The organism is Streptomyces sp. NPDC001904, from assembly GCF_040297005.1.
In the GTDB taxonomy this organism is placed as follows: Bacteria; Actinomycetota; Actinomycetes; order Streptomycetales; family Streptomycetaceae; genus Streptomyces.
Genome location: NZ_JBEOYI010000013.1, coordinates 106,510 through 129,654 on the forward strand (window position 1 = coordinate 106,510; position 23,145 = coordinate 129,654).

Sequence of the window (23,145 nt, forward strand, 5' to 3'; positions counted from 1 at the left end):
GCGAGCGAGCACGAGGCGAAGGAGGGGCATCACCGCATGCTGGGTGCGATAGGTCTGGACGAGGCGCACGAGACGGCCTACCGCGCGCTGGTGGGAGTGGGGGCCGCCGACGTGCCGGATCTCGCGCTGCGGCTCTCGCACGCCGAGTACGAGACCGAGCGCATCCTGCGCCGCCTCGAACGCCACGGACTCGCCGCGCGGTCCTCCGCGCGGCCGGGCCGCTGGGTGGCGGCGCCGCCCGGGATCGCGCTCGGCGCCCTGCTCGCCCAGCAGCGGCACGAGCTGGAGAAGGCCGAGCTGACGGCCGCGCGGCTCGTCGAGGAGTACCGCGCGCAGGCGTCCGAGACGGCGGTGCACGACCTGGTCGAGGTGGTCACCGGGGCGGCCGCCGTCACCCAGCGCTTCCTCCAGATCCAGCTCGGCGCGACCGAGGAGGTCTGCGCCCTGGTCACCGACAATCCGATCGCGGTGACCGGCACGGACAACGAGGCGGAGCCGCAGGCCGTCAGCCGCGGGGTGGGCTACCGGGTCGTCATCGAGCGCGAGGTGCTGGCCCTGCCCAGAGGCCTGGCGGAGCTGTCCGCGGCGATCGGCCGGGACGAGCAGGTACGGCTCGTGGACCGGGTACCGACGAAGCTGGTGATCGCCGACCGCTCGCTCGCCATGGTGCCGCTGACCTCCCGGTCGGCCGAGCCGGCCGCGCTCGTGGTGCACGGGAGCGGGCTGCTCGAATCGCTGAGCGGGCTCTTCGAGGCGGTGTGGCGGCAGTCGCTGCCGCTGCGGCTCGGCGGGGACGGGCAGGTGACCGAGGACGGCCCGGACGGCCCCGACTCCGTCGATCTGGGGATCCTCTCGCTGCTGCTCGCCGGGCTGACCGACGCGAGCGTGGCCAAGCAGCTCGATCTCGGTCTCCGGACGGTGCAGCGGCGGGTGAAACGGCTGATGGAGCTGGCCGGAGTGACGACGCGGCTGCAGTTGGGCTGGCACGCCTTCGAGCGGGGCTGGGTCTCCCGGTGACGCTCCGCTGGCCGTGCCGGAGCGGCATGACCATGGCACGGTTACCGCATGGGAACGTGGGAACTCCTGCTGGTCGGGGCGGTGCTCTTCCTCGGCCTGTGCGGAGTCTTGGTGCCGGGCGTGCCCGGGTCGTGGCTGGTGTGGGCCGCGGTCGCGGTCTGGGCCCTGCGTGAGCCCAGCGGCCTCGCCTGGGGGGTCCTCGTCGGCGCCACCGCCGTTCTGCTCGCCGCGCAGGTGCTGCGCTGGCAGTTGCCGCCGCGCCGGCTGCGGCAGGCCGGGGCGACCTGGCGGCTGGTGCTGTGGTCGGGGGTCGGCGCGCTCGTCGGGTTCTGCGTGATCCCGGTGATCGGGGCGATCCCGGGGTACGTCGGCGGGATCTACGGCTACGAGCGGCTGCGGCTCGGCAGCCACGGCGACGCGGTCGCCTCCACCCGGACGGCCATGCGCGCGGGCGGCTCCAGCGTCCTCGCCGAGTTGTTCGCGTGCCTGCTGATCGCGGGGGCCTGGATCGGCGCGGTCGTCTGGGGCTGAGCGGGCGGAACCGCCGGGCCGGGAACTCCTGACTTTGCCAAGCGTTTACCCTCGTGGTGGCGCCGGGCCGCCGTTTTCCCCCGCCTGGAGACCTCGTATGCATCTCGTGCCCCTGGCCGCCGCCCCTGGCGAGCCGACCTCCGGAGTCGCGGGGTGGGCGGCCCGTCTCGTCGAGGTGGCGGGCGGTCCCGGCGCGGGCCTGGCCATCGCGCTGGAGAACCTGTTCCCGCCGCTGCCCAGCGAGATCATCCTGCCGCTGACCGGTTTCGCGGCGGCGCAGGGGGCGATCGGTCTGGCCTCGGCGCTGTTCTGGACGACGCTCGGTTCGGTGGTGGGCGCGGCGGCCCTGTACGGCATCGGCCGGGCGATCGGCCGCGACCGGATGTACGCGCTGTGGGCCCGGCTGCCCCTGGTGAAGGTCTCCGACCTGGAGAGGACGGAGGCCTGGTTCCGGCGGCACGGCACGAAGGCGGTGCTGCTCGGCCGCATGGTGCCCGTCTTCCGCAGTCTCATCTCGGTCCCGGCGGGGGTGGAACGCATGCGCCTGCCGGTCTTCCTCTCCCTCACCGCACTCGGCTCGCTCGTGTGGAACACCGTGCTCGTGCTCGCGGGCTACTGGCTGGGCGACCAGTGGGAGCTGGTCGAGCGGTACGTGGGCGTCCTGTCGAAGGTGGTGCTCGGCGCGGCGCTCGTCGCGGTGATCGCCTACGTCGTCGTACGGGTGCGCGGGGCCCGGCAGAAGGGCCGCCACCGGGCCGGACAGGGCCGGTAGGCTCGCTCCTCGTGCGGGTGACATGGACGACGTGAGGGAGCTGGCGCCGCGGGACCGGGCCCGGCTGTGGCTGGTGCGGACGGACGGGCTGCCCGAGGACGGCGCCGGTTCCGGAACCGGGGTGCTCGACAAGGACGAGACGCGGCGCGCCGCCGGTTTCCGCTTCGCCCGGCACCGGGTGCGGTACGTCGCCGCGCATCTGGCGCTGCGCGGGATCCTCGGCGAGCGGCTGGGGTGCCCTCCCGGTGCGGTGCGCTTCGTGCGCGAGCCCTGCCCGGAATGCGGTGGGCCGCACGGCCGGCCGGCCGTCGCGGACACCCCGGACCTGCACTTCTCGCTCTCCCACAGCGGCGACCTGGCGCTGGTCGCACTCGCGCCCGTCCCGGTCGGCGCCGACGTGGAGGAACTGCCGTCGGCCGACGCCGCCCAGGATCTCGTGACGGTCCTGCACCCGCGCGAGCGGGCCGAACTCGACGCGCTCGACGCCACGCCGGGGCACCGTGCCGCCCTCGGCCGCGCCTGGGTCCGCAAGGAGGCCTACCTCAAGGGCCTCGGCACCGGCCTGGCCCGCGCCGCCGACCTCGACTACGTCGGAACGCTGCCGGACGCGCCCGGGGCGCCCGGCGGCTGGACGCTCCGGGACGTGCCGGTGCCGGACGGCTATCTGGCGGCGGTCGCGATCGCCCCGGGGTAGGGCGTGTGTCGAAAGTCCTCACTCCCGGCCCCTTCGAGGGTCAGCAGGGTCACCTTGCGGTCCAGGCCGCCCGCGTACCCCGTGAGGGAGCCGTCGGCGCCGATGACGCGGTGGCAGGGGCGCAGGATCAGCAGCGGGTTGGCGCCGACCGCGCCGCCGACGGCCCGCACGGCGGCACGGGAGGCGCCGATCCGGGCGGCGACCTCGCCGTACGTGGTCGTGGAGCCGTAGGGGACGTCGTCCAGCGCGTCCCACACGCGCCGCCGGAACTCGGTGCCCTCGGGCCGCAACTCCAGGTCGAACTCCTTGAGTTCACCGGCGAAGTAGGCGGCGAGCTGGCGCACGGCCTCGGCGAACGGCGCCGGGTCGCGCACCCAGCCGTCCTGGACCGTGCGGCCGCCCTTCTGCCCGGGGACGGACAGGGACGTCAGGGCACCGGACGCGTCGGCGGTGAGCAGCAGCTCGCCGAGCGGACTGTCGAGGGTGGTGTAGCGGGTCGTGGAGCGGGGGGTCGGGTCGGCGGGTGCGTCCTTGACGTTCATGGCGGTCACAACTGTCCTTCTGCGTGGAGATGCTGGTGTGCGTAGGAGCGCCAGGGCCGCCACGCCGCGCTGTCGTCGCCCGGCACCGTCACGTCCGGGTCGCCGAGCGCGCGCATGCGGATCAGCGCGGCGGTGCGGGCGTCCATGCCGGGCAGGGCGCGCAGTGCGGTCTCGGCGTCGTCGCGGTCGGCGCCCGCGTCGAGCCGCAGGGTGCCGTCGGCGAGGGCGCGGGCCAGGGCGCCGAGCGTGCCGGGCTCGTCGGCGAGGGCGTCCGGGGCGGGGAAGAGCCGGTCGAGGGTGCCGCAGGGCGCGTCGAGCCGCTTGCCGTACCGCTCGACGAGCCGGGCCGCCCCGGCGGTCCCGGCCACGAGGCGCAGGGCGACTTCGTCGGGGTCGACGGCGCCGGGCGAGCGCAGCCCGGGGCGGGCGGCGACGAGCGGGGCGAGCCGCGGGTCGGCGCCGAGCCGTTCGTCGATCGCGTACGGGTCGGCGTCGAGGTCGAACAGGCGGCGCAGCCGGCCCACGGCGGTGGTCAGGTCCCGCAGGTCGGTGAGGTGGATCCGGGCGTCGAGCCAGCCGCCGCGGTGCTCGGCGCGGGCGCCGGGCTGCTCGTGCCCGGCCTCGTCGACGGAGACGACGCCGGTGCCGTGGGGCAGCCGCAGCGTGCGTCGGAAGATCCGCGACCCGGCGCCGTCACCGGTCACTTCCTCGACGCCGGGGATGCCTTCGCGGGCGAGCAGGTCGAAGACGGGCCCCGCCTGGTAGGCGCCCCGGTGGGCGAGGCGCAACGGAATGCCCGCGCAGGCCTCGACGGCCCTGCGCCGGCCGGGCGCGTCGGCCCGCAGCTGGGTGGGGGTGCGGGCGTACACCTCGCGCATGGTGTCGTTGAACTGCCGCACGCTCGCGAACCCGGCCGCGAACGCGATCTCGGTGACCCGCAGCGGTGTCGTCTGCAACAGGACCCGCGCGGTGTGCGCGCGCTGGGCGCGGGCGAGCGCGACGGGCCCGGCGCCCACCTCGGCGGTGAGCTGGCGCTGCACCTGGCGGGCGCTGTAGCCGAGGCGGCCGGCGAGCCCGCCGACGCCCTCCCGGTCGACGACGCCGTCGCCGATCAGCCGCATGGCGCGGCCGACGACGTCCGCCCGTACGTTCCACTCCGCCGAGCCCGGTACGGCGTCCGGGCGGCAGCGGCGGCAGGCCCGGAAGCCCGAGCCCTGGGCGGCGGCGGCCGTCGTGTAGTAGCGGACGTTCTGCCGTTTCGGGGTGAGTGCCGGGCAGCTCGGGCGGCAGTAGATCCCGGTGGTCTCGACCGCGAAGAAGAACTCCCCGTCGAACCGGGCGTCCCGGCTGCGCACGGCTTCGTAGCGCGTGTCCTCGTCGATCATCACGCTTCAAGTGTCGCCGGTCCGCGCCGCTCGGGCTGGCGGGAATCGGACACCGCGTTGCCGGGTGCCGACCGGTGGGACCGGCCGGCACCCGCACGGCTACCGCATGGGGCGCCCCCGCTTGGCCTCCATGGCGGCGCGCCCCTGCTGTCCGCGCTGCTTCCAGACCTTGCGCATCTCGTCGCGCAGCCGCGCGTCCGTCCGGGCGGCGAGCCGCCGGTTCTCGCGGACCAGCTTGCGGTAGCTGTCGAGGCGCCGCTGCGGGAGCGATCCGTCGTCGACGGCGGCGAGGACGGCGCACCCGGGCTCGACCTGGTGCCCGCAGTCGTGGAACCGGCACCGCTCCGCCAGCTCGGCGATCTCGGCGAACGCCTGCTCCACGCCCGCCTCGGCGTCGTAGAGCCCGACCCCGCGCAGCCCCGGGGTGTCGATGAGGACACCGCCGCCGGGCAGCACGAACAGGTTCCGGGTGGTCGTGGTGTGCCGGCCCTTGCCGTCCATGTCGCGGACGGTCTGGACCTCCATGACGTCGGTGCCGACCAGCGCGTTGGCGAGGGTCGACTTGCCGGCGCCGGACTGCCCGAGCAGCACGGACGTGCCGCCCGCGACGATGGCCCGCAGCACATCGGTGCCGTCGCCGTCACGGGCGCTGACGGCCACCACTTGGGCGCCGGGCGCGGCGGCCTCCACGTCGGAGACCAGGTAGGAGAGGCCGACCGCGTCGGGCACGAGGTCGGCCTTGGTGAGGACGACGAGGGGCTGGGCGGCCGACTCCGCGGAGAAACCCGCGTCGTGCAGCAGGGCATCGCCGCTCGCACTGGCGTGGGCGAGGGCGAGGAACCGCTCGATGCGGCCGAGGTCCAGCTCGGCGGCGAGGGACACGCAGATGATGATGTGGTCGACGTTGGTCGCCAGCACCTGCCCCTCGGACCGCTTCGACGAGGTCGACCGTACGAAGGCGGAGCGCCGCGGCAGCAGCGTCCGCACGTACCGCGGGTCGCCGCCCTCGGGGTCGACGGCCACCCAGTCGCCGGTGCACACGACCTTCATCGGGTCGCGGGGCACGACGAACTCGGTGTCGGCGCGGACGACGCCTTCGGGGGTGGCCACGTCGCACTGCCCGCGGTCGACGCGGACGACCCGGCCGGGCACCAGTCCCTGCGCGTCGTACCGGGCGAACGCGGAGGCCCGGTCCGCGTCCCAGCCGTACGGGGTGAGCGGGTGCGACGGTGCCGCGCCCGAGAGAGAGGAATCCGAAAGGGAAGAGAACGAAGAAGAGGAAGACAGGGAAGACAAGGGGGACCCTTCACAGGGGTGGCCCCGGCGCCGCGTCCTCGGACGCGGAGAAGAACGAGCGTGTGTGATCAGCCGGTGGCCACGGAGGTGGACTTGACGAACTTCCGGATGCGGGCAGAGCCCTGCGCGACGACAGCCATCGGTCGACACCTCCAGATCACACGGTCGGCAGCGGCAGCCCGAAGGCGCCGCGGGAACGGACCCGACGTTAGCCACTCGCGCCGGGACGGCGCCAGTGGTTTTTCACCGCTCTCCCCCGGGACCGTCAGCGGCGGCGCAGTCGCCCGAGCCAGGCGCGGGCCTGGGCCTGCCGGCGGGGGTCGGAGGCGGTCCGGCGCGCTGTCGCGATGGCCCGTCGGCCCTGCGGGCTGCGGCTGTAGTTCTTGATCCGGTTCAGGATGCCCGGCATGACGCCTCCGTCGTGTCGTTCGGCTCGTTCGGCTCTTTCGAACTCGCTCTCTCCTGCGCATACCCGGGATGCACTACAGAACACGATCGGGGGCACACGGGCGTCAACATCCCGACGAGGAACTGGAGTTCCCATGCTCGCCATAGTCGCCGCCGTACTGTTCTTCCTGGCGTTCCTGATCAACGCCGCCGACATCTCGACGAACGACACCTTCACGTCCGTGAACCTCATGCTCCTCGGACTCACCGCACTGGCCCTGCATGTGGCGGGCGCGGTCGGCTGGGCGCGCAGCCGGTCGTCGCGGAGGCGCCGTTGACGGCGTTCGGGCCTGCCGGTCGACTCAGACCGGCAGGCCTCGCGGCTCCTTCACGCGCTTCATGATGATCTGGGAGTTCACCTCGGTGACCCCGCCGAGCGTGGTGAGCCGCTCGATCCACAGGCGTTCGTACGCGGCGAGGTCGGCGACCGCGATGCGCAGCAGGCAGCCCGGGCTGCCGAAGAGGCGGTAGGCCTCGATGACGTCGGGGATGTCCTGGAGCGCCTGCTCGAACGCCTCGACGGACTCCCGGTCGCGGCGGACCTCGATGGAGACGAGGACTTCGAAACCGCGGCCGACCGCCGTCGGGTCGACCATCGCGCGGTAGCCCTGGATGACCCCGTCCTGTTCGAGCTGGCGGACCCGGCGCAGACAGGGCGACGGGCTCAGCCCCACCCGCTGGGCCAGCTCCTGGTTGCTGAGCCGGCCGTCATTCTGGAGCTCGCGCAAGATATGCAGGTCGATCGCGTCCATGGCGCAATTATCCACCACGCTTCCGGCGCCCGCGGGCCAGAATTGGCAATCAAATTGCGCGGTTTTCGCCCTATCCTTGCGGTGGTCGAATATGTTCGCGATTCACGTACACGTGACGCGCGCGGCATCGAGCCTCCCCACCCCCCCCTCACTCCCCCACCAGCGAGGCACCTCTCCATGAAGCGCATCACGCTCATCAGCACCGGTGGCACCATCGCCAGCCGCTGGCAGGGCACCGGCTACGCCGCCGACGCCGGCGGGGACACCGTTCTGGCCAGCGCCGCCGTGCCGGACGGCCTCGAGGTGCGGGTCGTCGACCTGTTCAACATCAACAGTTCGCAGATGACCAGCGGGCGCCAGCTGACCCTGCTGCGCGCGGTGCAGGACACGCTCGCCGACCCCGACGTCGACGGCATCGTCGTCACCCACGGCACGGACACCCTGGAGGAGTCCGCGTTCCTCGTCGACCTGCACCACGACGACCCGCGCCCGGTGGTGTTCACGGGTGCGCAGAAGCCGCTCGGCGCCAGTGACGGCGACGGTCCGGGGAACATGTACGACGCGCTCCAGGTCGCCGCCACCGTGCGGGACCTCGGTGTGCTGATCGCGTTCGACGGCTCGGTGTACGCGGCGCGCGGCACGGTGAAGACGCAGACGCTCGCGGCGCAGGCGTTCGGCGACCCGTCCCGGCCGCAGGCCCTCGGCAAGCTCGGCTTCGGCCGGGTCGACATCCGCCGCACCCCCGTGCGGCCCGATCCGCTCCCCGTACCCAAGACGGCCGACGCCGACCTGCCGCGCGTCGACGTCGTCATGCACCACAGCGACGCGGACCCCACGCTCTTCGACGCCGCGATCGCGGCCGGGGCGCGGGGCGTCGCGCTCGTCGCCACCGGTGCCGGGAACGCCACTCCGGCGTTCGCCGACGCCGTGGCCGCCGCCGTGCGCGGCGGGGTCCTGGTCGCCGTCACCTCGCGCGTCCCGGCCGGGCCGCTCGCCGAGATCTACACGGGCGGCGGCGCCGTGGACCTGGTCGCCGCGGGCGCGGTGCTCACCGGGACGCTGCGCGCGGGCCAGGCCCGGATCGCGCTCCTGGCCACCCTGCTCGCCGACGGCGACGCCGAGCTGCTGCGCCGCCTGGTCACGGACCCGGAGTGACGGACGGGCGCGGGGTGACCCCGCGCCCGTACCCGCCTCGGAACTGCTCCGGGCCTCAGAACTCCACGGCCTCCGCGTTGGGCGCGAGGCTGTCCATGAAGGAGCTGACCGAGAACACGGCCCGCCCGGCACCGGCGGGACCGTATCCGGGCGGCGACGACAGACCGAACTCGTCCATCGTCGAGCGGTAGGCGTCGAGCAGCCGGATGTGGTACTCCAGCGGCGCGCCGTTCGGGTTCTCCTTGCCGAGCGGCGTCGTCGGCTCCGGGCACCAGGTGGTGAAGCGCGGGGTGATGCCGTGCGACATGAAGAAGCGCAGGCCCTCCGTGGTGGAGGCGATCGCCTCGTCGACGGTCTTGAAGCCGAACGGCTCGGCCATCTCCACGCCCGCGACGAAGTTCGGGATCACGTTGCGCGCGCCGAAGACCTCCGTCGAATCCAGGATGCGCTTGTGCCACTCGTCACGGCCGACGTACCGCTCCTTGCCGGGGCAGTACATCTTGAACAGGTACTCGTCCCACACCTCGTAGTTGGGGTGGTAGATCTGGATGCCGTAGTCCTTGAAGCGCTGCACGTCGTCCTTGGGCAGCGCCTGCGCGACGACCTTGCCGATCCAGCGTCCGGGGAAGTACTCCTCGATGGCCTTGGCGTAGCGCCCGTAGAAGTCCGCCTCGTCCAGGCCCTGCACCTTCGACGTGATCGCGCCGCCGGTCAGCGTGTACGCGGTCGACGCCTTCGCGGTGTCGTACTTGTCGATGATCTCCAGGGCTTCCAGGACCTCGTCGACGTCCTTCACGCCCGTGTAGGGGCGGCCGGCCGCCTTGTGCTGGCGCCAGTTGTGGTTGATGTCGCAGTACTGGCACTCCTCCTTGGCGCCGAAGTACTGGCAGACCCGGAAAGCGGTCAGGTAGATCAGGTAGCCCCACTGGATCGTCGGGGCCACCTCCATGACCGACTTCCCGTTGGAGAGCTTGTGCCGGTAGTACTCCGGCATCGGCGGCACGCCCACGTCGGAGATGCGCTTGCCGTCGAGGTAGAGGCCGAGCACGCCGTCCTCGCTCGCCGCGACCCGGTACGGGGACGAGGGGTTCACGCGGACCGAGACGACCGTGCGGCGCAGGTCGTACGGGCCGCCGGTGAGGACGATCTCCTCGGGCGGACGGCGCAGCGCGGCCTCGCCCAGCTCGGGCAGGGTGCCGTGGTCGAAGGAGAAGATGAAGTACGACTTCGGCTTGACCTCGCCGTCCTCGTTGTCACTGAGAGCCGAGGCGTCGAACGCCACACCGCCGCGCAGCAGGTCCTCCTTGAAGACCGCTTCCTTCGGGACATGCGGGAAGCGCTCCATCAGGTCCTCTACCAGCGCCGTACGGCTCTGCATCCCGTTCTCCTTGCTCGATCGACGGTCACAGTCCTTCCCACGGTATCCCCCGCCCCCTGCTCATCCCTGCCGGGTCCCCGCTCGGGCGACGATGTGCGCGGGCGCGGTGCGGGAGGCGGGGAGCATGGGGTCGGCGGTGGGGGCGCCCCAGCGTGTGGTGAGCGGCAGGGTGCCGGCCCACAGGCCGAGCGCGGCGTCGGCCGAGTCGCCGTCGTCCGGCGGGCCCGCGCTGATCTTGACGGAGGCCTCTTCGAGGGAGAGGGCGAGGACGGTCGTGGCGGCGAGTTCCTTGCGGTTCGGGCGGCGGGCGTAGTCCCACTGGCCCGGCGCCGCGTGCTCGGTGATCAGGCGCAGCGCCTCGGTCTTCTCCGCGTCGTCGGTCAGGGTGCGCGGGACGCCGTAGAGCATCGCGCACCGGTAGTTCACGCCGTGCTCGAAGACGGAGCGGGCGAGGACGAGGCCGTCGACGTGGGTGACGGTGACGCATATCGTCTCCTCCGTCCCGGTGAGGCTGCGGCTGGCGACGGAGCCGTGCACGTACAGGTACCCCTCGTCACGCCCGTAGACGGTCGGTACGACCATGGGGGCGCCGTCGACGAGGACGCCCAGGTGACAGACGAAGCCCGCGTCGAGGACCGCCTCCAGGTCCGCCCGCTCGAAGCTCGCGTTCTCCTTGAAGCGACGCAGCCGCGTGCGGTCGGTGGGCGTCAGCGTGCGGGGCAGTTCCGAGTGCGTCATGCGCCGGAACAGTACTCCCGGGTGATCAGCGGGACGCCCGGGAGGGGGCCGCCTGCGCCTCTGACGAACGATCCGGAAGGCGCCCTGAGCGACCTGGCGGGCCCGTGATCCAATCGGCCCCAGGACCTCAGGAAAGGCCGACGCCATGCCCGACACCCGCCCCATGAACTGGGCCCGCAACATCACCTTCTCCGCGGCCGCGGTGCACCGTCCGGCCACCCCCGACGCCCTGCGGCAGCTGGTGGCACGCAGCCCGCACGTCCGGATCCTCGGCAGCGGCCACTCCTTCAACCGGATCGCCGACGTGGACGAGGACCGCGGCGGCGCCCTGGTCTCGCTGGGCGCCCTGCCCGCCGGGATCGACATCGACACGACGGCGCGCACGGTACGGGTCGGCGGCGGCGTCCGGTACGCCGAGCTGGCGGCCCAGTTGCACGCCCACGGCCTCGCGCTGCCCAACATGGCGTCGCTGCCGCACATCTCGGTGGCGGGTTCGGTGGCGACCGGCACGCACGGCTCGGGCAACGGCAACAGGTCGCTCGCCGAGGCGGTCCGCGCCGTGGAGATCGTCACCGGGAACGGCGAGACCGTCACCCTCGCGCGCGGCGACGACGGCTTCGAGGGCGCCGTCGTCTCGCTCGGCGCGCTCGGCGTCGTCCTGTCGCTCACGCTGGACGTGGAGCCGGACTACGAGGTGAATCAGCACGTCTTCCGTGAACTGCCTTTCCAGGGACTGGACTTCGAGGCCGTCACCTCGTCCGCGTACAGCGTGAGTCTGTTCACGAAGTGGCGCGGGCCGCACTTCGACCAGGTGTGGGTGAAGCAGCGGCACCCGCTGCCCGTCGACTTCCGGTGGGCCGAGCCGGCCACGGACAAGCAGCACCCCGTGCCGGGCATGCCCGCGGTGAACTGCACCGAGCAGTTCGGCGTGCCGGGGCCCTGGCACGAGCGACTCCCGCATTTCCGCGCCGAGTTCACCCCGAGCAACGGCGACGAGCTGCAGTCGGAGTATCTGCTGCCGCGCGAGCACGCGGTCGCGGCGCTGGCCGCGCTGGACGGCGTACGGGACCGGATCGCGCCGGTGCTCCAGGTGTGCGAGGTGCGGACCGTGGCCGCCGACGCGCAGTGGCTGAGCCCGGCGTACGGACGGGACACGGTCGCCTTCCACTTCACGTGGGTGGCGGACACGGCGCGCGTCCTGCCGGTCGTGTCGCTGGTGGAGGACCGGCTGCGGGGCCTCGGTCCGCGACCGCACTGGGGGAAGGTGTTCACCGCCGAGCCCGCCCGGATCGCCGCGGCCTACCCGCGGGCCGCCGATTTCCGGGCGCTCGCCGAACGGCTCGACCCGGAAGGGAAGTTCGCCAACGCCTTCGTGCGCCGCCTGTTTCCCAGGGGCTGAGTGCGGTGGGTGAAGCGTGGCGTGTGCAGCGCGGCGCTTGAAGTGCGCAGTCTGGACGGCCGGGGCGACGCTCCCGTGCGGCACCTCTGCCCGATCACGCGGGTGGCTGGGATTCGGCCGCGGGCGAGGGCGCCGTTTCGGCCGCTCCACGAGTCGGCGCCGTGCTGGGCGTCCACCTCGGCCCGGACCCCGTCAGCCACAGTCCGGTGAGGACGGCGCACGCCAGGGTGACGGTCCCGGCCGCGACGAAGGCGCTGTTCAGGCCGGCCTCGAAGGAGGCGCCGTCGGACTGCCGGGTTCTGACCACCGCGCCGAGCACCGCCACCCCGAGCACCGCGCCGATCTGCCGGGTGGTGCTGCTGACGCCCGAGGCGAGGCCGCCTTCCTGCGCGGTGACCGCCTGGATCGCGGCGCCGGTCAGCGGCGACATGGTCAGGGCGAAGCCGGCGCCGACCGTCGCGAGACGCCACCACACGTGCGCGTAACCGGTGTCGGCGTGCACCGAACCGAGCGCGAGCAGCCCGGCACCGGCCAGCACCAGGCCGACGGTGACCACACCACGGAAGCCGTACCGAGCGGCGAGGCGGCCCGCGAAGGGGCTGACGACCACCATGGCGAGGGACGTCGGCAGGGTCTGCAGTCCGGCCCGCAGCACCGAGCTGCCCTGGACGTGGACGAAGAACTGGGAGAAGAAGAACGTCGCCCCCATGAGCGCGAACCCCACGACGACCATGGCCGTGTTGGAGACGGTGAACAGCCGCTGACGGAACAGGCGCGGCGGCAGCATCGGCGCGGAGCGGCGCCCCTCCACGACGACGAAGGCGGCGAGGAGGACGAGCGCGGCGGCGAAGCCGCCCAGGATCGGCGGTGAGGTCCAGCCTCGTGCGCCGCCCTCGATCAGCGCGTAGGTCAGCGTTCCCACCCCCAGGACGGACAGGAGCGTCCCCGGGACGTCGAGGGCGGGGGCGGCCGGGTTGCGGGACTCGGTCAGGACGCTGCGCCCGGCGAGCAGCAGGATCAGGCCGATGGGCACGTTGACCAGGAAGATCGCGGGCCAGCCGAAGGCCTCCGTCAGAACGCCGCCGGCGAGCGGCCCGGCGGCCAGGCCGATGCCGCTGAGCCCGGCCCACAGCCCGATCGCCCTGACCCGTTCCCGCGCCGCGGGATGGGCGGCCACGAGCAGGGACAGCGAGGCGGGGCTCAGCGCCGCGGCCCCGATCCCCTGGGCCATCCGTCCGGCCACCAGCCACCCGACCGACGTCGCGCAGCTGCACAGCACCGACGCGACGGTGAAGACCGCGACGCCGCCCAGGTAGACCCGCTTGCGGCCGAAGCGGTCGGCGAGGACCCCACCGGTCAGCAGCAGCATGGCGACCAGCAGCACGTACGCGTCGACGATCCATTGCAGACCGGTCAGCTGCGTGTGCAGCCGGAGCTGCATGTCGGGCAGCGCCGCGCCGACGATCGTGTTGTCGAGCAGCACCATGAACTGTCCCAGGCAGACCACCGCGAGCAGCGCGGCCCGGTTCGGTCCGCCGCCTCCCGACACGGCCGATGCGGACGATGCAGCCATGACACCCCCTCCGTCTAAACGCAGCCATCGACTGCGTTAGGGAGGAATGTAGAGCGGGAGGGCCCGTAAAAGCAACCATCAACTGCGTTAAGGTGAGGGCATGGACGACGAGCATCAGCGAACCCGGCGGCCCGGCGGACGCAGCGCACGCGTCGGCGCGGCCGTGCACCAGGCCGTCTCCGACCTGGTCGGGGAGCGCGGCTACAGCGGCTTCACCGTCAGCGAGGTCGCGGCCCGCGCGGGCGTCGCCGACACCACCGTCTACCGGCGCTGGGGAAGCCTGGAGGCGCTGCTCGCCGACGTGACGCTCACCCGCCTCAACGCGCAGTCGCCGATGCCCGACACCGGGAGCCTGGCCGGCGACCTGCACACCTACGCGGCCCAAGTGGCCCGGGTGATCACCGGCCCCGACGGCCTGGCGGTGCTCCGCCTGGCCGTCGCCCTGTCCGGCACCGGACCGGACGACCTGCGCACGCGTGACGACTTCCTCGCCGACCGCGCCCGCCAGTTGCAGTCCATGCTCGACCGCGCCGCCGACCGCGGCGAGCAGCCACCCGACGCCCTGACCGTCGTCGACCACGTCATGGCACCGATGTACATCCGCGTCCTGTTCGGCGCGGGCCCGCTCACCGCGGAGTACGTCGCCGGACTGGTCGACCGGCTGCTGTCGAACCCGGCCCGCCCGTCCGGCGCCTGACGCGGGGAACCGTGCGGGGAGGCCCCACCGGGCACCACCCCCGCCCGCTTGACATCATGGGGCGCGTGAACTTCCGGTCGATCTACAGTCAGGGATTCGCGCGGGTGGCGGCATGCACCGGGCACGCCGCCATCGCCGATCCGCACGCCAACGCCGAGGCGATCCTGCGCCAGGCCCGTGAGCGCGCCGCCGACGGGACCGCCGTCGCGGTCTTCCCCGAGCTGGGGCTCTGCGGCTACTCCATCGAGGACCTGCTATTGCAGGACGTCGTGCTCGACGAGGTGGAACAGGCGCTGGCAGCCGTCGTCGCCGGGTCCGCCGAGCTGCTGCCGGTGCTCGTGGTCGGCGCCCCGCTGCGCCACCGGGACCGGATCTACAACTGCGCCGTCGTCGTGCACCGGGGCCGGATCCTGGGCGTCGCCCCGAAGTCGTACCTGCCGAACTACCGGGAGTTCTACGAGCGCCGCCAGATCGCGGCCGGTGATACGGAGCGCGGCGGAACGATCCGGCTCGGCGGTGCCGAGGTGCCCTTCGGCGTGGATCTGCTGTTCGCCGCCGAGGACGTGACCGGCCTCGTGCTGCACGTCGAGATCTGCGAGGACATGTGGGTGCCGGTGCCGCCCGCCGCGGAGGCGGCCCTCGCCGGTGCGACGGTCATCGCCAACCTCTCCGGCAGCCCGATCACCGTGGGCCGCGCCGAGGACCGCAAGCTGCTCTGCCGGTCGGCGTCGTCCCGCTACCTCGCCGCCTACGTCTACGCGGCCGCCGGGCTCGGTGAATCCACCACCGACCTGTCGTGGGACGGGCAGACGATGATCTACGAGAACGGGGCGCTGCTCGACGAGACGGAGCGCTTCCCGCTCGGCGACCGGGCCGCGGTCGCCGACATCGACCTGGACCTGCTGCGCCAGGAGCGGCAGCGCCAGGGCACCTTCGACGACAACCGGCGCACGCACGCCGCGCGCACCGGCGACTTCCGCCGGATCCCCTTCCGCCTCGACGCGCCCGCGACCGACTTCGGGCTGCGCCGCGCCCTGGAGCGGTTCCCGTTCGTGCCGGCGGACGCCGAGCGGCTCGCCCAGGACTGCTACGAGGCGTACAACATCCAGGTCGCGGGCCTGGTGCAGCGGCTCGGCGCCATCGGCGACCCGAAGATCGTGATCGGGGTGTCCGGCGGGCTGGACTCGACGCACGCGCTGATCGTCGCCGCGCGCGCCATGGACCGGGCCGGACGGCCGCGCAGCGACATCCTCGCCTTCACCATGCCGGGGTTCGCGACCGGCGAGCACACCAAGTCCAACGCGCACGCGCTGATGAAGTCCCTCGGCGTCACCGCCGCCGAGCTGGACATCACCGACACCGCGCGGCTGATGCTGAAGGAGATGGACCACCCCTTCGCGGGCGGCGACCCGGTCTACGACGTCACCTTCGAGAACGTGCAGGCCGGGCTGCGGACGGACTACCTGTTCCGGCTCGCCAACCAGCGCGGCGGCATCGTGCTGGGCACCGGCGACCTGTCCGAGCTGGCGCTCGGCTGGTGCACGTACGGCGTCGGCGACCAGATGAGCCACTACAACGTCAACAGCGGCGTGCCGAAGACGCTCATCCAGCACCTGATCCGGTGGGTGGTCAGCAGCGGGCAGTTCGGGGACGACGCCGGGGAGATCCTCACCGCGATCCTCGACACCGAGATCAGCCCGGAGCTGGTGCCGGGCGAGGAACTGCAGTCGACCGAGTCGAAGATCGGGCCCTACGCGCTCCACGACTTCACCCTCTTCTACGTGCTGCGGTACGGGTTCCGGCCCACGAAGATCGCGTTCATGGCGTGGCACGCGTGGCGGGACGCGACGGCGGGCGCCTGGCCGCCCGGGTTCCCGGACGCCGACCGCAAGGCGTACGAGCTGGCGGAGATCCGGCACTGGCTGGAGTACTTCTGCCGTCGCTTCTTCCAGTTCGCCCAGTTCAAGCGGTCCGCGATGCCGAACGGGCCGAAGGTGTCGGCCGGCGGTTCGCTCTCGCCCCGCGGCGACTGGCGGATGCCGTCGGACAGTTCGGCGCGGGCCTGGCTGCGGGATCTGGAGCGCTGGGACCCGGCCGACGTCGGGGACTGATCGCGCTACGGTCCTCTCGGACGACGTGATCGTGACGCCGTGATCGCGACCGTGTGATCGTGGCGACGCGATCGCGACAACGTGTCCGCCGACCGAGAGGACCCGAACTCCCTTGAGAGCGCTACGTGTTCGTCTCACCGCACTAGGAGTCGTACTGCTGGCGGGGCTCGCCGCCCCGGTCCCGGCATCCGCGGCCGCCCCCACCACCGGCACGGTCGAGGAGGCCCGGCTCGACCGGGCCGCGCCCCAGGAGATCCTGCGCCGCTCGGGCTTCGACGCGGTGCGGCCCCGGTTCGTCCGGGGGCTGGCCGACGCCCGCACGTACCGGCGGGCCGAAGAAACCGTCGCACGGGAAGGGGCGCGACTGTGGCGCCGGGCCGTGGACCGGGTGCAGGGGCGCGGACCCGCCGGCGGTGACCTCAGCCGCGACGACGACCGGCCGCTGTACTGGGCCCGGTTGTCGATGACCCGTGAACTGCGTTCCTGGGAGCCGGAGTTCTCGCTGAGCGAGGCGCGCAGATCCGCGCTCCTGGACCGGCTCGACCGGACTTCGCGCGGCCAGGACGACATCGGCTACCCGCACGGCAAGGGCCTGAAGCGGGTCCTCGTGACCGGCTTCGATCCGTTCCAGCTCGACATCGACGTGCGCCGTTCCAACCCGTCCGGCGCCGCGGCCCTCGCGCTCGACGGCACGGTGGTGAAGACGGCGGACGGGCCCGCCCGCATCGAGGCCGTCACGTTCCCCGTGCTGTGGCAGGACTTCGGGGACGGCACCGTGGAGCGGGCACTGACCGGGGTGCTGCCGCGCGTCGACCTGTTCACCACGGTCAGCCAGGGGCGCGTCGGCCGCTTCGACATCGAGCGCACCAACGGCGCCTGGCGGGGCGGCTATCCGGACAACGACAACGTCTCGCGCACCGAGACCGTCCCCGTCACCGACCCGGCGACCCGGCCGCAATGGACGTCGACGACACTGCCGTACGCGAGGATCGTCGCCGCGGACACCGGCCCCTTCCCGGTGTACGACCACACGTCGGTGACCGAGATCCCGGCGGGCGGCACGGACCCGGTCGTCCGGCCGGACGGACCGACCCCCGGCTCGACGGCCCGCGCGGGCGGTGGCGGCGACTACCTCTCCAACGAGATCGCCTACCGCGCGACCCTGCTGCGCGACCGGCTCGGTCTGCACGACAGCCTGCCGGGCGGCCATGTCCACACGCCGGTCCTGCAGTTCGCGGACACCAACGCGGACCCGGCGACGGGTACCGTCACCGACCCCGAGTTCGTCCGGAACCGGGTCGCGATCGTGGCGCAGTTGCGGGCCGTCGTGACAGCCGCGCTGTAGGCCGCCCCGGACCGCCGGAGGGGCCCGTGGCGTTCAGTCGCGGGCCCCCTCCAGGGCCTCGGCCCTGAACGTCCTCCGGTAGTCGCGCGGCGACACCCCGATGGCCGCGTGCAGGTGCTGGCGCAGTGAGGTCCCCGTGGCGAAGCCGACCTCGGCGGCGACCCGGTCCACCGGCAGATCGCTGGTCTCGAGCAACTGCCGGGCCCGGTGCACCCGTTGCTGGATGAGCCAGCGGCCCGGGCTGGTGCCGGTCTCCTCCTGGAAGCGCCGGGCGAAGGTGCGCCGGCTCATCCGGGCGTGATCGGCCAACTCGCCGAGCGTCAGCGGTCGTTCGAGGTTCTCCAGGGCCCAGGCGCGGGTGTCGGCGGTGCCGGTGCCGTCCTCGTCGGGCATCGGCTGTTCGATGTACTGGGCCTGCCCGCCGTCCCGCCACGGCGGCACCACGCAGTGCCTGGCCACCCGGTTCGCGACGGCGCTGCCGTGGTCGGCGCGGACCACGTGCAGGCAGACGTCGACACCGGACGCGGCGCCCGCCGAGGTGAGGACGTCGCCGTCGTCGACGAAGAGCACGTCCGGGTCGAGGAGGACCTGCGGGAACATCCGGCGGAACAGGTCGGCGAGCGCCCAGTGCGTCGTCGCGGGCCGCCCGTCGAGCAGGCCCGCGGCGGCGAGCGTGAACGCGCCCGTGCAGATGGAGACGATGCGGGTGCCGGGCCGGATCCGGGCGAGCGCGGCACGCACCGGCTCCGGCAGCTCGGCCGAGAGGAACCGCAGGTCGAACGGGGGCACGACCACCGTGTCCGCCGTCTCCAGGGCCTCCGGGCCGTGCCCGACGGTGACGGAGAAGTCGGCGTTCGTCGCCACCGTCCGGTCCTGCGCCGCCGCACAGGTCACGACGTCGTACGCGCCCGGGACCATCGGGAACACCCGGTTCGGGATGCCCAGCTCGAAGGGGTACACCCCGTCGAGGGCGAGCACGACGACGCGGTGCGGCGGGGTCGTACGGAAGTCGATCGGCCGGGCGGAGCCGGGCCGCGGGGTGGCCTGCGTCATGGCACGATCCTATCGGTTAATGACCATCTTGCCATTGCCGGGCCGGGAGCCCTGCCGCAGGCTGGAGTCATGACCAAGAACAACGGCGACCAGCCGGAGCCCACCATGCAGGCCATCAGCCAGGACGCCCTCGGCGAACCCGACGTGCTCCAGGAGGTCGAGACCGCCCGGCCGAAGCCCGGCGTCGGCCAGATCCTGGTGGCCGTGCACGCGGCGGGGGTGAACCCGACGGACTGGAAGCACCGCAGGACCGGCGGTTTCCTGGGCAAGCCGCCGTTCACGCTCGGCTGGGACGTGTCCGGCGTCGTCGAGGCCGTCGGGGTCGGCGTGGCCCTGCACAAGCCCGGCGACGAGGTCATCGGCATGCTGCCGTACCCGTACGGCGCCGGTTCGCACGCCGAGTACGTCACCGGGCCCGCCCGCGCCTTCGTGCCCCGGCCCGCCGGGCTCGGCCACGTCGAGGCGGGCGCGCTGCCGCTGGTGTCGCTCACCGCCTGGCAGGCGCTCGTCGACCTGGCCGACGTGCGGCCGGGGCAGCGGGTGCTGGTGCACGCCGCCGCGGGGGGCGTCGGGCATGTCGCCGTACAGATCGCGAAGGCGCGCGGCGCGTACGTCATCGGCACCGCCTCGGCGCCCAAGCACGACTTCGTCCGGTCGCTCGGCGCCGACGAGGTCATCGACTACCGCACCCAGGACTTCCGCACCGAGGCACGCGACATCGACGTCGTCCTCGACACGCTCGGCGAGGAGACCCGGCTGCAATCGCTGGAGGTGCTGCGGCCCGGCGGCATCCTCGTCTCGATCCTCCCGAACGGCTTCGGCGAGGTCCCGGCCCGCGCGGCGGAGCTGGGCGTGCGGGCCACCGCCATGCTGGTCGAGCACGACCAGGCGGGCCTGCGGGCCGTCGCCGGTCTGGTCGAGGAGGGCAAGCTGCGGGTGCACGTCTCGGGGACGTATCCGCTCGCCGACGCCGCGAAGGCGCACGAGGAGGGCGAGACCGGCCGGGTCACCGGCAAGCTGGCGCTGACGGTCCGCCCGTGACCGGCGCGCGGTGCGGGGCACGCTCCCCGCACCGCGCGGCAGGCGGGCCGGACCGTTCCCGCACGTCGCATCATCTCCAACGCGCTTCGTGAGAAGGGGACTTGCCTCACAGGTCAGGGGGTTACCGTGTGCCCTGCCCGATCCCCTCACCTGCCTCTCCGATCGCGACAGGGACACCCGATGAGCGACTCCGCACCGGCCCCGAGAACCTCTCCCGAACCCCTTGCGCACGTCGACAGGGACACCGCCGCCCGGGTCCGCGACCGCATCGACACCTCGCGGCCCCACCCGGCCCGGGTCTACGACGCGCTCCTCGGCGGCCGCAACCACTACCCCGTCGACCGCGCCGCCACCCTCAAGTCCCTGGAGCACAACCCGCGCGGCTATCTCGACGTGCGGCACAACCGCGACTTCATCCGGCGCGCGGTGCTGCACCTGACGCGCGAGGCGGGGCTGCGCCAGTTCCTCGACATCGGCACCGGGCTGCCCACGGCGCCGAACGTGCACCAGATCGCCCAGTCCGTCGTGCCCGACGCGCGGGTCGTGTACGTCGACCACGACCCGGTGGTCCTCGCCCACGCCCGTGCCCTGCTGACCGGCGGCCCCGAGGGGCGCACCGCCTATCTCGACGCCGATCTGCGCGACCCGCACGCCATCCTCTTCGGCGCCCGCGCCACCCTGGACCTGGAACAGCCGGTCGCGCTCGGCCTCGCGGCGATCCTGCACTTCATGGAGTCCCCGGCGGCGGACGAGATCGTGGCGACGCTGCTCGACGCCCTGCCGTCCGGCAGCGCCGTCTTCCTCACCCACCTCACCCCCGACCTCAACCCGGACACCCTGCTCCCCGCCCTGCGGGCGACGGGCCTCGACTTCACGCTCCGCTCCCGCGAGGACGTGCTCGCCCTCCTCACCGGCAACGGCCTGCGGCCGGTCGACCCGGGCGTCGTCCCGGTCCACCGCTGGCGCCCGGACGGCACCTGGCACAGCACGGCCCTGGAGCCGGAGGACACGGCCGGTCTCGACGCCCTGGAGGTCGCCGCGCGGCGCGGCATCGGCGACGTACGGGACGACGACATCAACATCTACGGAGCGGTCGCCTTCAAGCCGTGACCCGGTCGGCCGTCACCTGGACCGACGCGCGGCCGGCGGCGGGCTCGGCGCCCCGGGCCCGCTCAGGCGAGGCTCGGGCCGATCCGCGCGATCGCCGCGGGTCCGACCCGGCAGCATCCTCCGATCAGCCGCGCTCCACGGTCGCGCCAGCCGACGACCCGCTGCCCGGAGAACGAGCCCTGCCCGGCCCAGCGACGCTCCCGCGCGTCCCAGGTCTCGCCGCTGTTCGGGTAGGCCACCACCGGCTTTCCGGTGCTCCGGGCCGCCAGCTCGACGGCGTGGTCCACGTCCTCGGGCGCACAGCAGTTCACCCCGACCGCGATGATCTCCGGGACGTCGGCGGCGAGGGCGAACGCCTCGTCGAGCGGCTGGCCCGCGCGGGTGCGGTCGCCGTCGATGCTGTACGAGAGCCAGGCCGGGACCCCGAGCCCCCGGACCGCCCGCAGCAGTGCGCGGGCCTCGTCGGCGTCCGGGACGGTCTCCAGGGCGAGGACGTCCGGGCGCGCCCCGGCGAGCACTTCGAGGCGCGGCCGGTGGAACCGCTCCAGCTCCGCCACGCTCAGCCCGTACCGGCCCCGGTACTCCGAACCGTCGGCGAGCATCGCCCCGTACGGGCCCACGGACGCGGCCACCCACAGCGGGCGCCCGAGCTGCGTCCGGCGGGCGGCCTCGCGCGCCAGCTCCACGCTCAGGGCCATCAGTCCGGCCGCGCGCTCGTGTCCGATGCCGTGCCGGGCGAACCCTTCGAACGTGGCCTGGTAGCTCGCGGTGATGGCGACGCTCGCGCCCGCCTCGTAGTAGGCGCGGTGGGCGGCGACGATCGCCTCGGGGTGCTCGGCGAGCAGCCGCGCGGACCACAGCTCGTCGCTCAGGTCGTGCCCGGCGGCCTCCAGCTGGTTGGAGAGCCCGCCGTCGAGGACGATCGCCGCGTCACCGCTCAGGGCCGACGCCAGGGAGGTGTTCATGCGCCCGACGGTACTCGGGGCGTTCCGTCGAACGTCGAACACGGAACGGTGGTGCGGCACGCGTTCGAGAGACCGCCCGTCCCCTGTCTGCTGATCAGCTTGTTCCCCCGATCGAGGGACCCTAGGACGCGCCGCAGGGGGTATGGGGAGTCCCGAACGACCACGACCCGGAGAGGTGGGACGAGCGAGGCATTCAATCCAGTTGCAGCACAGCGCGTACGCGGTGAGCCGTGCCGCCGGGCCGGGTGACGGTGACGGAGAGGGCCACGGAGGTGACGATCATCCATCCGAGCAGGGCGGCTCCCGCGCAGTGGAAGTCGGCCGGAGCGCCGTCCCGGTAGTCGACCGTCACCTCCAGCACTCCGCCGTGGCGGAAGGCGGCGAAGCGGCTGATCCCCGGGGTGTGCCGCTGCGCGTGCGCCACCAGTTCGGAGACCGCCAACGCGATGTCGGTGTCCGCCGTCCCGACGGGTCCGGACAGCCGTCCCCCCACCAGCAGGCCGACCGCGGTCCGCGCCTCCCGAGGCGTGGCCGGGACGCCGCTGACCTCATCGATCCCATGCCCGAGACTCATCCGCTCCCCCGCTCCGCACCTATTGTCATAACGACCGGCTGCCCTGGGCCCAGCTCTGAAGACGCGTCAGACGGAGCATCCACTCGAACGGGTGACCCGATGGCTCCTCGCGTCAGAAAGACAGCATCGGAAAGACAGCAATGGACAACTCTCCCCGACGACCCCACGCACCCGAATCCACCGAAGAACCGGCGATCGTCACCCGCACGCAGCGCGGCGGGACGGCGACGATCACGCTCGCGGGTCACCTCGAATGGGACACCTCGGGTCTCGTCGAACAGCTCCGCGAACCGGCCCCCGTCACGATCGTCGACCTGAGCGGTCTGGTCTGGGCGGATTCGTCTCTGCTGAGCACCCTCCTGCACGCCCAGCGCGAGGTGCGCCGCGAGGGCAGGCGTCTGGTTCTGCGCGGCCCTCTGCAGCCCGTGGTGCGGAGACTGTTCGAACTCACCGGAACGATCTCCTACTTCACCTTCACCTGAGTTCTCCGCGGATGATCCGCCGATGGGACGCAACGCGGACGGCTCCGCTTCCGAAGAAGCGGAGCCGTCCGCGGGAATTCGTACGAAG

Annotated in this window: 24 protein-coding genes; 13 read left to right on the forward strand and 11 right to left on the reverse strand. The window is 73.1% G+C overall.

Translation table 11 applies throughout. From position 1 onward, the window contains the following. Nucleotides 1-36: 36 nt before the first annotated feature. The 4 genes from ABT127_RS21805 (at nucleotide 37) to ABT127_RS21820 (ending at nucleotide 3,014) form a co-directional block, all read left to right on the forward strand. On the forward strand, nucleotides 37-1,017 hold the full coding sequence (locus ABT127_RS21805) for a helix-turn-helix transcriptional regulator (protein ID WP_351452466.1): 981 nt from the start codon (nucleotides 37-39) through the stop codon (nucleotides 1,015-1,017). 48 nt (nucleotides 1,018-1,065) lie between these two features. Further along, a complete protein-coding gene (locus ABT127_RS21810; RefSeq protein WP_351452473.1) occupies nucleotides 1,066-1,548 on the forward strand; it encodes a DUF456 domain-containing protein in 483 nt (160 codons plus the stop codon). Nucleotides 1,549-1,645: 97 nt separating this feature from the next. Beyond that, nucleotides 1,646-2,320, forward strand: a complete 675-nt coding sequence (locus tag ABT127_RS21815) for a DedA family protein (protein WP_351452476.1) — start codon at nucleotides 1,646-1,648, stop codon at nucleotides 2,318-2,320. 22 nt (nucleotides 2,321-2,342) lie between these two features. Further along, on the forward strand, nucleotides 2,343-3,014 hold the full coding sequence (locus ABT127_RS21820; protein ID WP_351452480.1) for a 4'-phosphopantetheinyl transferase family protein: 672 nt from the start codon (nucleotides 2,343-2,345) through the stop codon (nucleotides 3,012-3,014). Here the strand turns inward: ABT127_RS21820 and ABT127_RS21825 are convergent. The 4 genes from ABT127_RS21825 to ABT127_RS21840 all read right to left on the reverse strand — a co-directional run bounded on the left by ABT127_RS21825 (nucleotide 2,981) and on the right by ABT127_RS21840 (nucleotide 6,646). Next, entirely contained in the window at nucleotides 2,981-3,556 is a 576-nt protein-coding gene (locus tag ABT127_RS21825; protein WP_351452747.1) for a methylated-DNA--[protein]-cysteine S-methyltransferase, read from the reverse strand. The two genes, ABT127_RS21820 and ABT127_RS21825, sit on opposite strands and share 34 nt — an antisense overlap. A gap of 5 nt (nucleotides 3,557-3,561) precedes the next feature. Beyond that, a complete protein-coding gene (locus ABT127_RS21830; RefSeq protein WP_351452749.1) occupies nucleotides 3,562-4,941 on the reverse strand; it encodes a bifunctional transcriptional activator/DNA repair enzyme AdaA in 1,380 nt (459 codons plus the stop codon). Nucleotides 4,942-5,040: 99 nt separating this feature from the next. Further along, a complete protein-coding gene (rsgA, locus tag ABT127_RS21835; protein WP_351452751.1) occupies nucleotides 5,041-6,228 on the reverse strand; it encodes a ribosome small subunit-dependent GTPase A in 1,188 nt (395 codons plus the stop codon). A 274-nt stretch (nucleotides 6,229-6,502) separates the two neighbouring features. Beyond that, nucleotides 6,503-6,646, reverse strand: a complete 144-nt coding sequence (locus ABT127_RS21840; protein WP_181512498.1) for a hypothetical protein — start codon at nucleotides 6,644-6,646, stop codon at nucleotides 6,503-6,505. Between the two features lie 133 nt (nucleotides 6,647-6,779). Here ABT127_RS21840 and ABT127_RS21845 point away from each other — a divergent pair, with 133 nt between their 5' ends. Continuing rightward, nucleotides 6,780-6,962, forward strand: coding sequence for a hypothetical protein (locus ABT127_RS21845; protein WP_351452484.1), 183 nt, complete (start codon nucleotides 6,780-6,782; stop codon nucleotides 6,960-6,962). 24 nt (nucleotides 6,963-6,986) lie between these two features. Here the strand turns inward: ABT127_RS21845 and ABT127_RS21850 are convergent, their stop codons facing one another. Then, complete coding sequence (locus tag ABT127_RS21850; protein WP_351452487.1) at nucleotides 6,987-7,436, reverse strand: Lrp/AsnC family transcriptional regulator; 450 nt, start codon at nucleotides 7,434-7,436, stop codon at nucleotides 6,987-6,989. 177 nt (nucleotides 7,437-7,613) lie between these two features. Between ABT127_RS21850 and ABT127_RS21855 the strand changes: the two genes are divergently transcribed. Further along, entirely contained in the window at nucleotides 7,614-8,591 is a 978-nt protein-coding gene (locus ABT127_RS21855; protein WP_351452490.1) for an asparaginase, read from the forward strand. A 55-nt stretch (nucleotides 8,592-8,646) separates the two neighbouring features. Here the strand turns inward: ABT127_RS21855 and ABT127_RS21860 are convergent, their stop codons facing one another. Both ABT127_RS21860 and ABT127_RS21865 read right to left on the reverse strand, forming a co-directional pair. Next, nucleotides 8,647-9,969, reverse strand: a complete 1,323-nt coding sequence (locus ABT127_RS21860) for a radical SAM protein (RefSeq protein WP_351452492.1) — start codon at nucleotides 9,967-9,969, stop codon at nucleotides 8,647-8,649. Nucleotides 9,970-10,029: 60 nt separating this feature from the next. Beyond that, nucleotides 10,030-10,707: a pyridoxamine 5'-phosphate oxidase family protein gene (locus ABT127_RS21865; protein ID WP_351452495.1), complete on the reverse strand. Its 678-nt coding sequence runs from the start codon at nucleotides 10,705-10,707 to the stop codon at nucleotides 10,030-10,032. 145 nt (nucleotides 10,708-10,852) lie between these two features. On the opposite strand from ABT127_RS21865, the gene ABT127_RS21870 reads away from it, so the two are divergent. After that, complete coding sequence (locus tag ABT127_RS21870) at nucleotides 10,853-12,106, forward strand: FAD-binding protein (protein WP_351452499.1); 1,254 nt, start codon at nucleotides 10,853-10,855, stop codon at nucleotides 12,104-12,106. A gap of 94 nt (nucleotides 12,107-12,200) precedes the next feature. On the opposite strand, the gene ABT127_RS21875 is transcribed toward ABT127_RS21870, so the two are convergent. Continuing rightward, nucleotides 12,201-13,679, reverse strand: coding sequence for an MFS transporter (locus ABT127_RS21875; protein ID WP_351452502.1), 1,479 nt, complete (start codon nucleotides 13,677-13,679; stop codon nucleotides 12,201-12,203). A gap of 100 nt (nucleotides 13,680-13,779) precedes the next feature. On the opposite strand from ABT127_RS21875, the gene ABT127_RS21880 reads away from it, so the two are divergent. The 3 genes from ABT127_RS21880 to ABT127_RS21890 all read left to right on the forward strand — a co-directional run bounded on the left by ABT127_RS21880 (nucleotide 13,780) and on the right by ABT127_RS21890 (nucleotide 17,832). Next, the gene (locus ABT127_RS21880) at nucleotides 13,780-14,376 is read left to right on the forward strand and encodes a TetR/AcrR family transcriptional regulator (protein ID WP_351452504.1); all 597 of its coding nucleotides are present in this window, start codon (nucleotides 13,780-13,782) and stop codon (nucleotides 14,374-14,376) included. A 56-nt stretch (nucleotides 14,377-14,432) separates the two neighbouring features. Then, nucleotides 14,433-16,487 carry an NAD(+) synthase gene (locus ABT127_RS21885; protein ID WP_351452507.1) on the forward strand — a complete coding sequence of 685 codons (2,055 nt, stop codon included), beginning with the start codon at nucleotides 14,433-14,435 and terminating at the stop codon, nucleotides 16,485-16,487. A gap of 112 nt (nucleotides 16,488-16,599) precedes the next feature. After that, nucleotides 16,600-17,832, forward strand: a complete 1,233-nt coding sequence (locus ABT127_RS21890) for a pyroglutamyl-peptidase I (RefSeq protein ID WP_351452510.1) — start codon at nucleotides 16,600-16,602, stop codon at nucleotides 17,830-17,832. A gap of 33 nt (nucleotides 17,833-17,865) precedes the next feature. On the opposite strand, the gene ABT127_RS21895 is transcribed toward ABT127_RS21890, so the two are convergent. Beyond that, complete coding sequence (locus ABT127_RS21895; protein ID WP_351452514.1) at nucleotides 17,866-18,885, reverse strand: GlxA family transcriptional regulator; 1,020 nt, start codon at nucleotides 18,883-18,885, stop codon at nucleotides 17,866-17,868. Nucleotides 18,886-18,954: 69 nt separating this feature from the next. On the opposite strand from ABT127_RS21895, the gene ABT127_RS21900 reads away from it, so the two are divergent. Then, a complete protein-coding gene (locus ABT127_RS21900; protein ID WP_351452517.1) occupies nucleotides 18,955-19,926 on the forward strand; it encodes an NADP-dependent oxidoreductase in 972 nt (323 codons plus the stop codon). A 180-nt stretch (nucleotides 19,927-20,106) separates the two neighbouring features. Continuing rightward, complete coding sequence (locus tag ABT127_RS21905) at nucleotides 20,107-21,036, forward strand: SAM-dependent methyltransferase (RefSeq protein WP_351452520.1); 930 nt, start codon at nucleotides 20,107-20,109, stop codon at nucleotides 21,034-21,036. A gap of 62 nt (nucleotides 21,037-21,098) precedes the next feature. Here the strand turns inward: ABT127_RS21905 and mmuM are convergent, their stop codons facing one another. Then, on the reverse strand, nucleotides 21,099-22,001 hold the full coding sequence (gene mmuM, locus ABT127_RS21910; protein ID WP_351452522.1) for a homocysteine S-methyltransferase: 903 nt from the start codon (nucleotides 21,999-22,001) through the stop codon (nucleotides 21,099-21,101). Between the two features lie 193 nt (nucleotides 22,002-22,194). Further along, nucleotides 22,195-22,575, reverse strand: coding sequence for a hypothetical protein (locus tag ABT127_RS21915; RefSeq protein WP_351452525.1), 381 nt, complete (start codon nucleotides 22,573-22,575; stop codon nucleotides 22,195-22,197). 140 nt (nucleotides 22,576-22,715) lie between these two features. On the opposite strand from ABT127_RS21915, the gene ABT127_RS21920 reads away from it, so the two are divergent. Then, nucleotides 22,716-23,057: an STAS domain-containing protein gene (locus tag ABT127_RS21920; RefSeq protein ID WP_351452527.1), complete on the forward strand. Its 342-nt coding sequence runs from the start codon at nucleotides 22,716-22,718 to the stop codon at nucleotides 23,055-23,057. Nucleotides 23,058-23,145 lie beyond the last annotated feature (88 nt).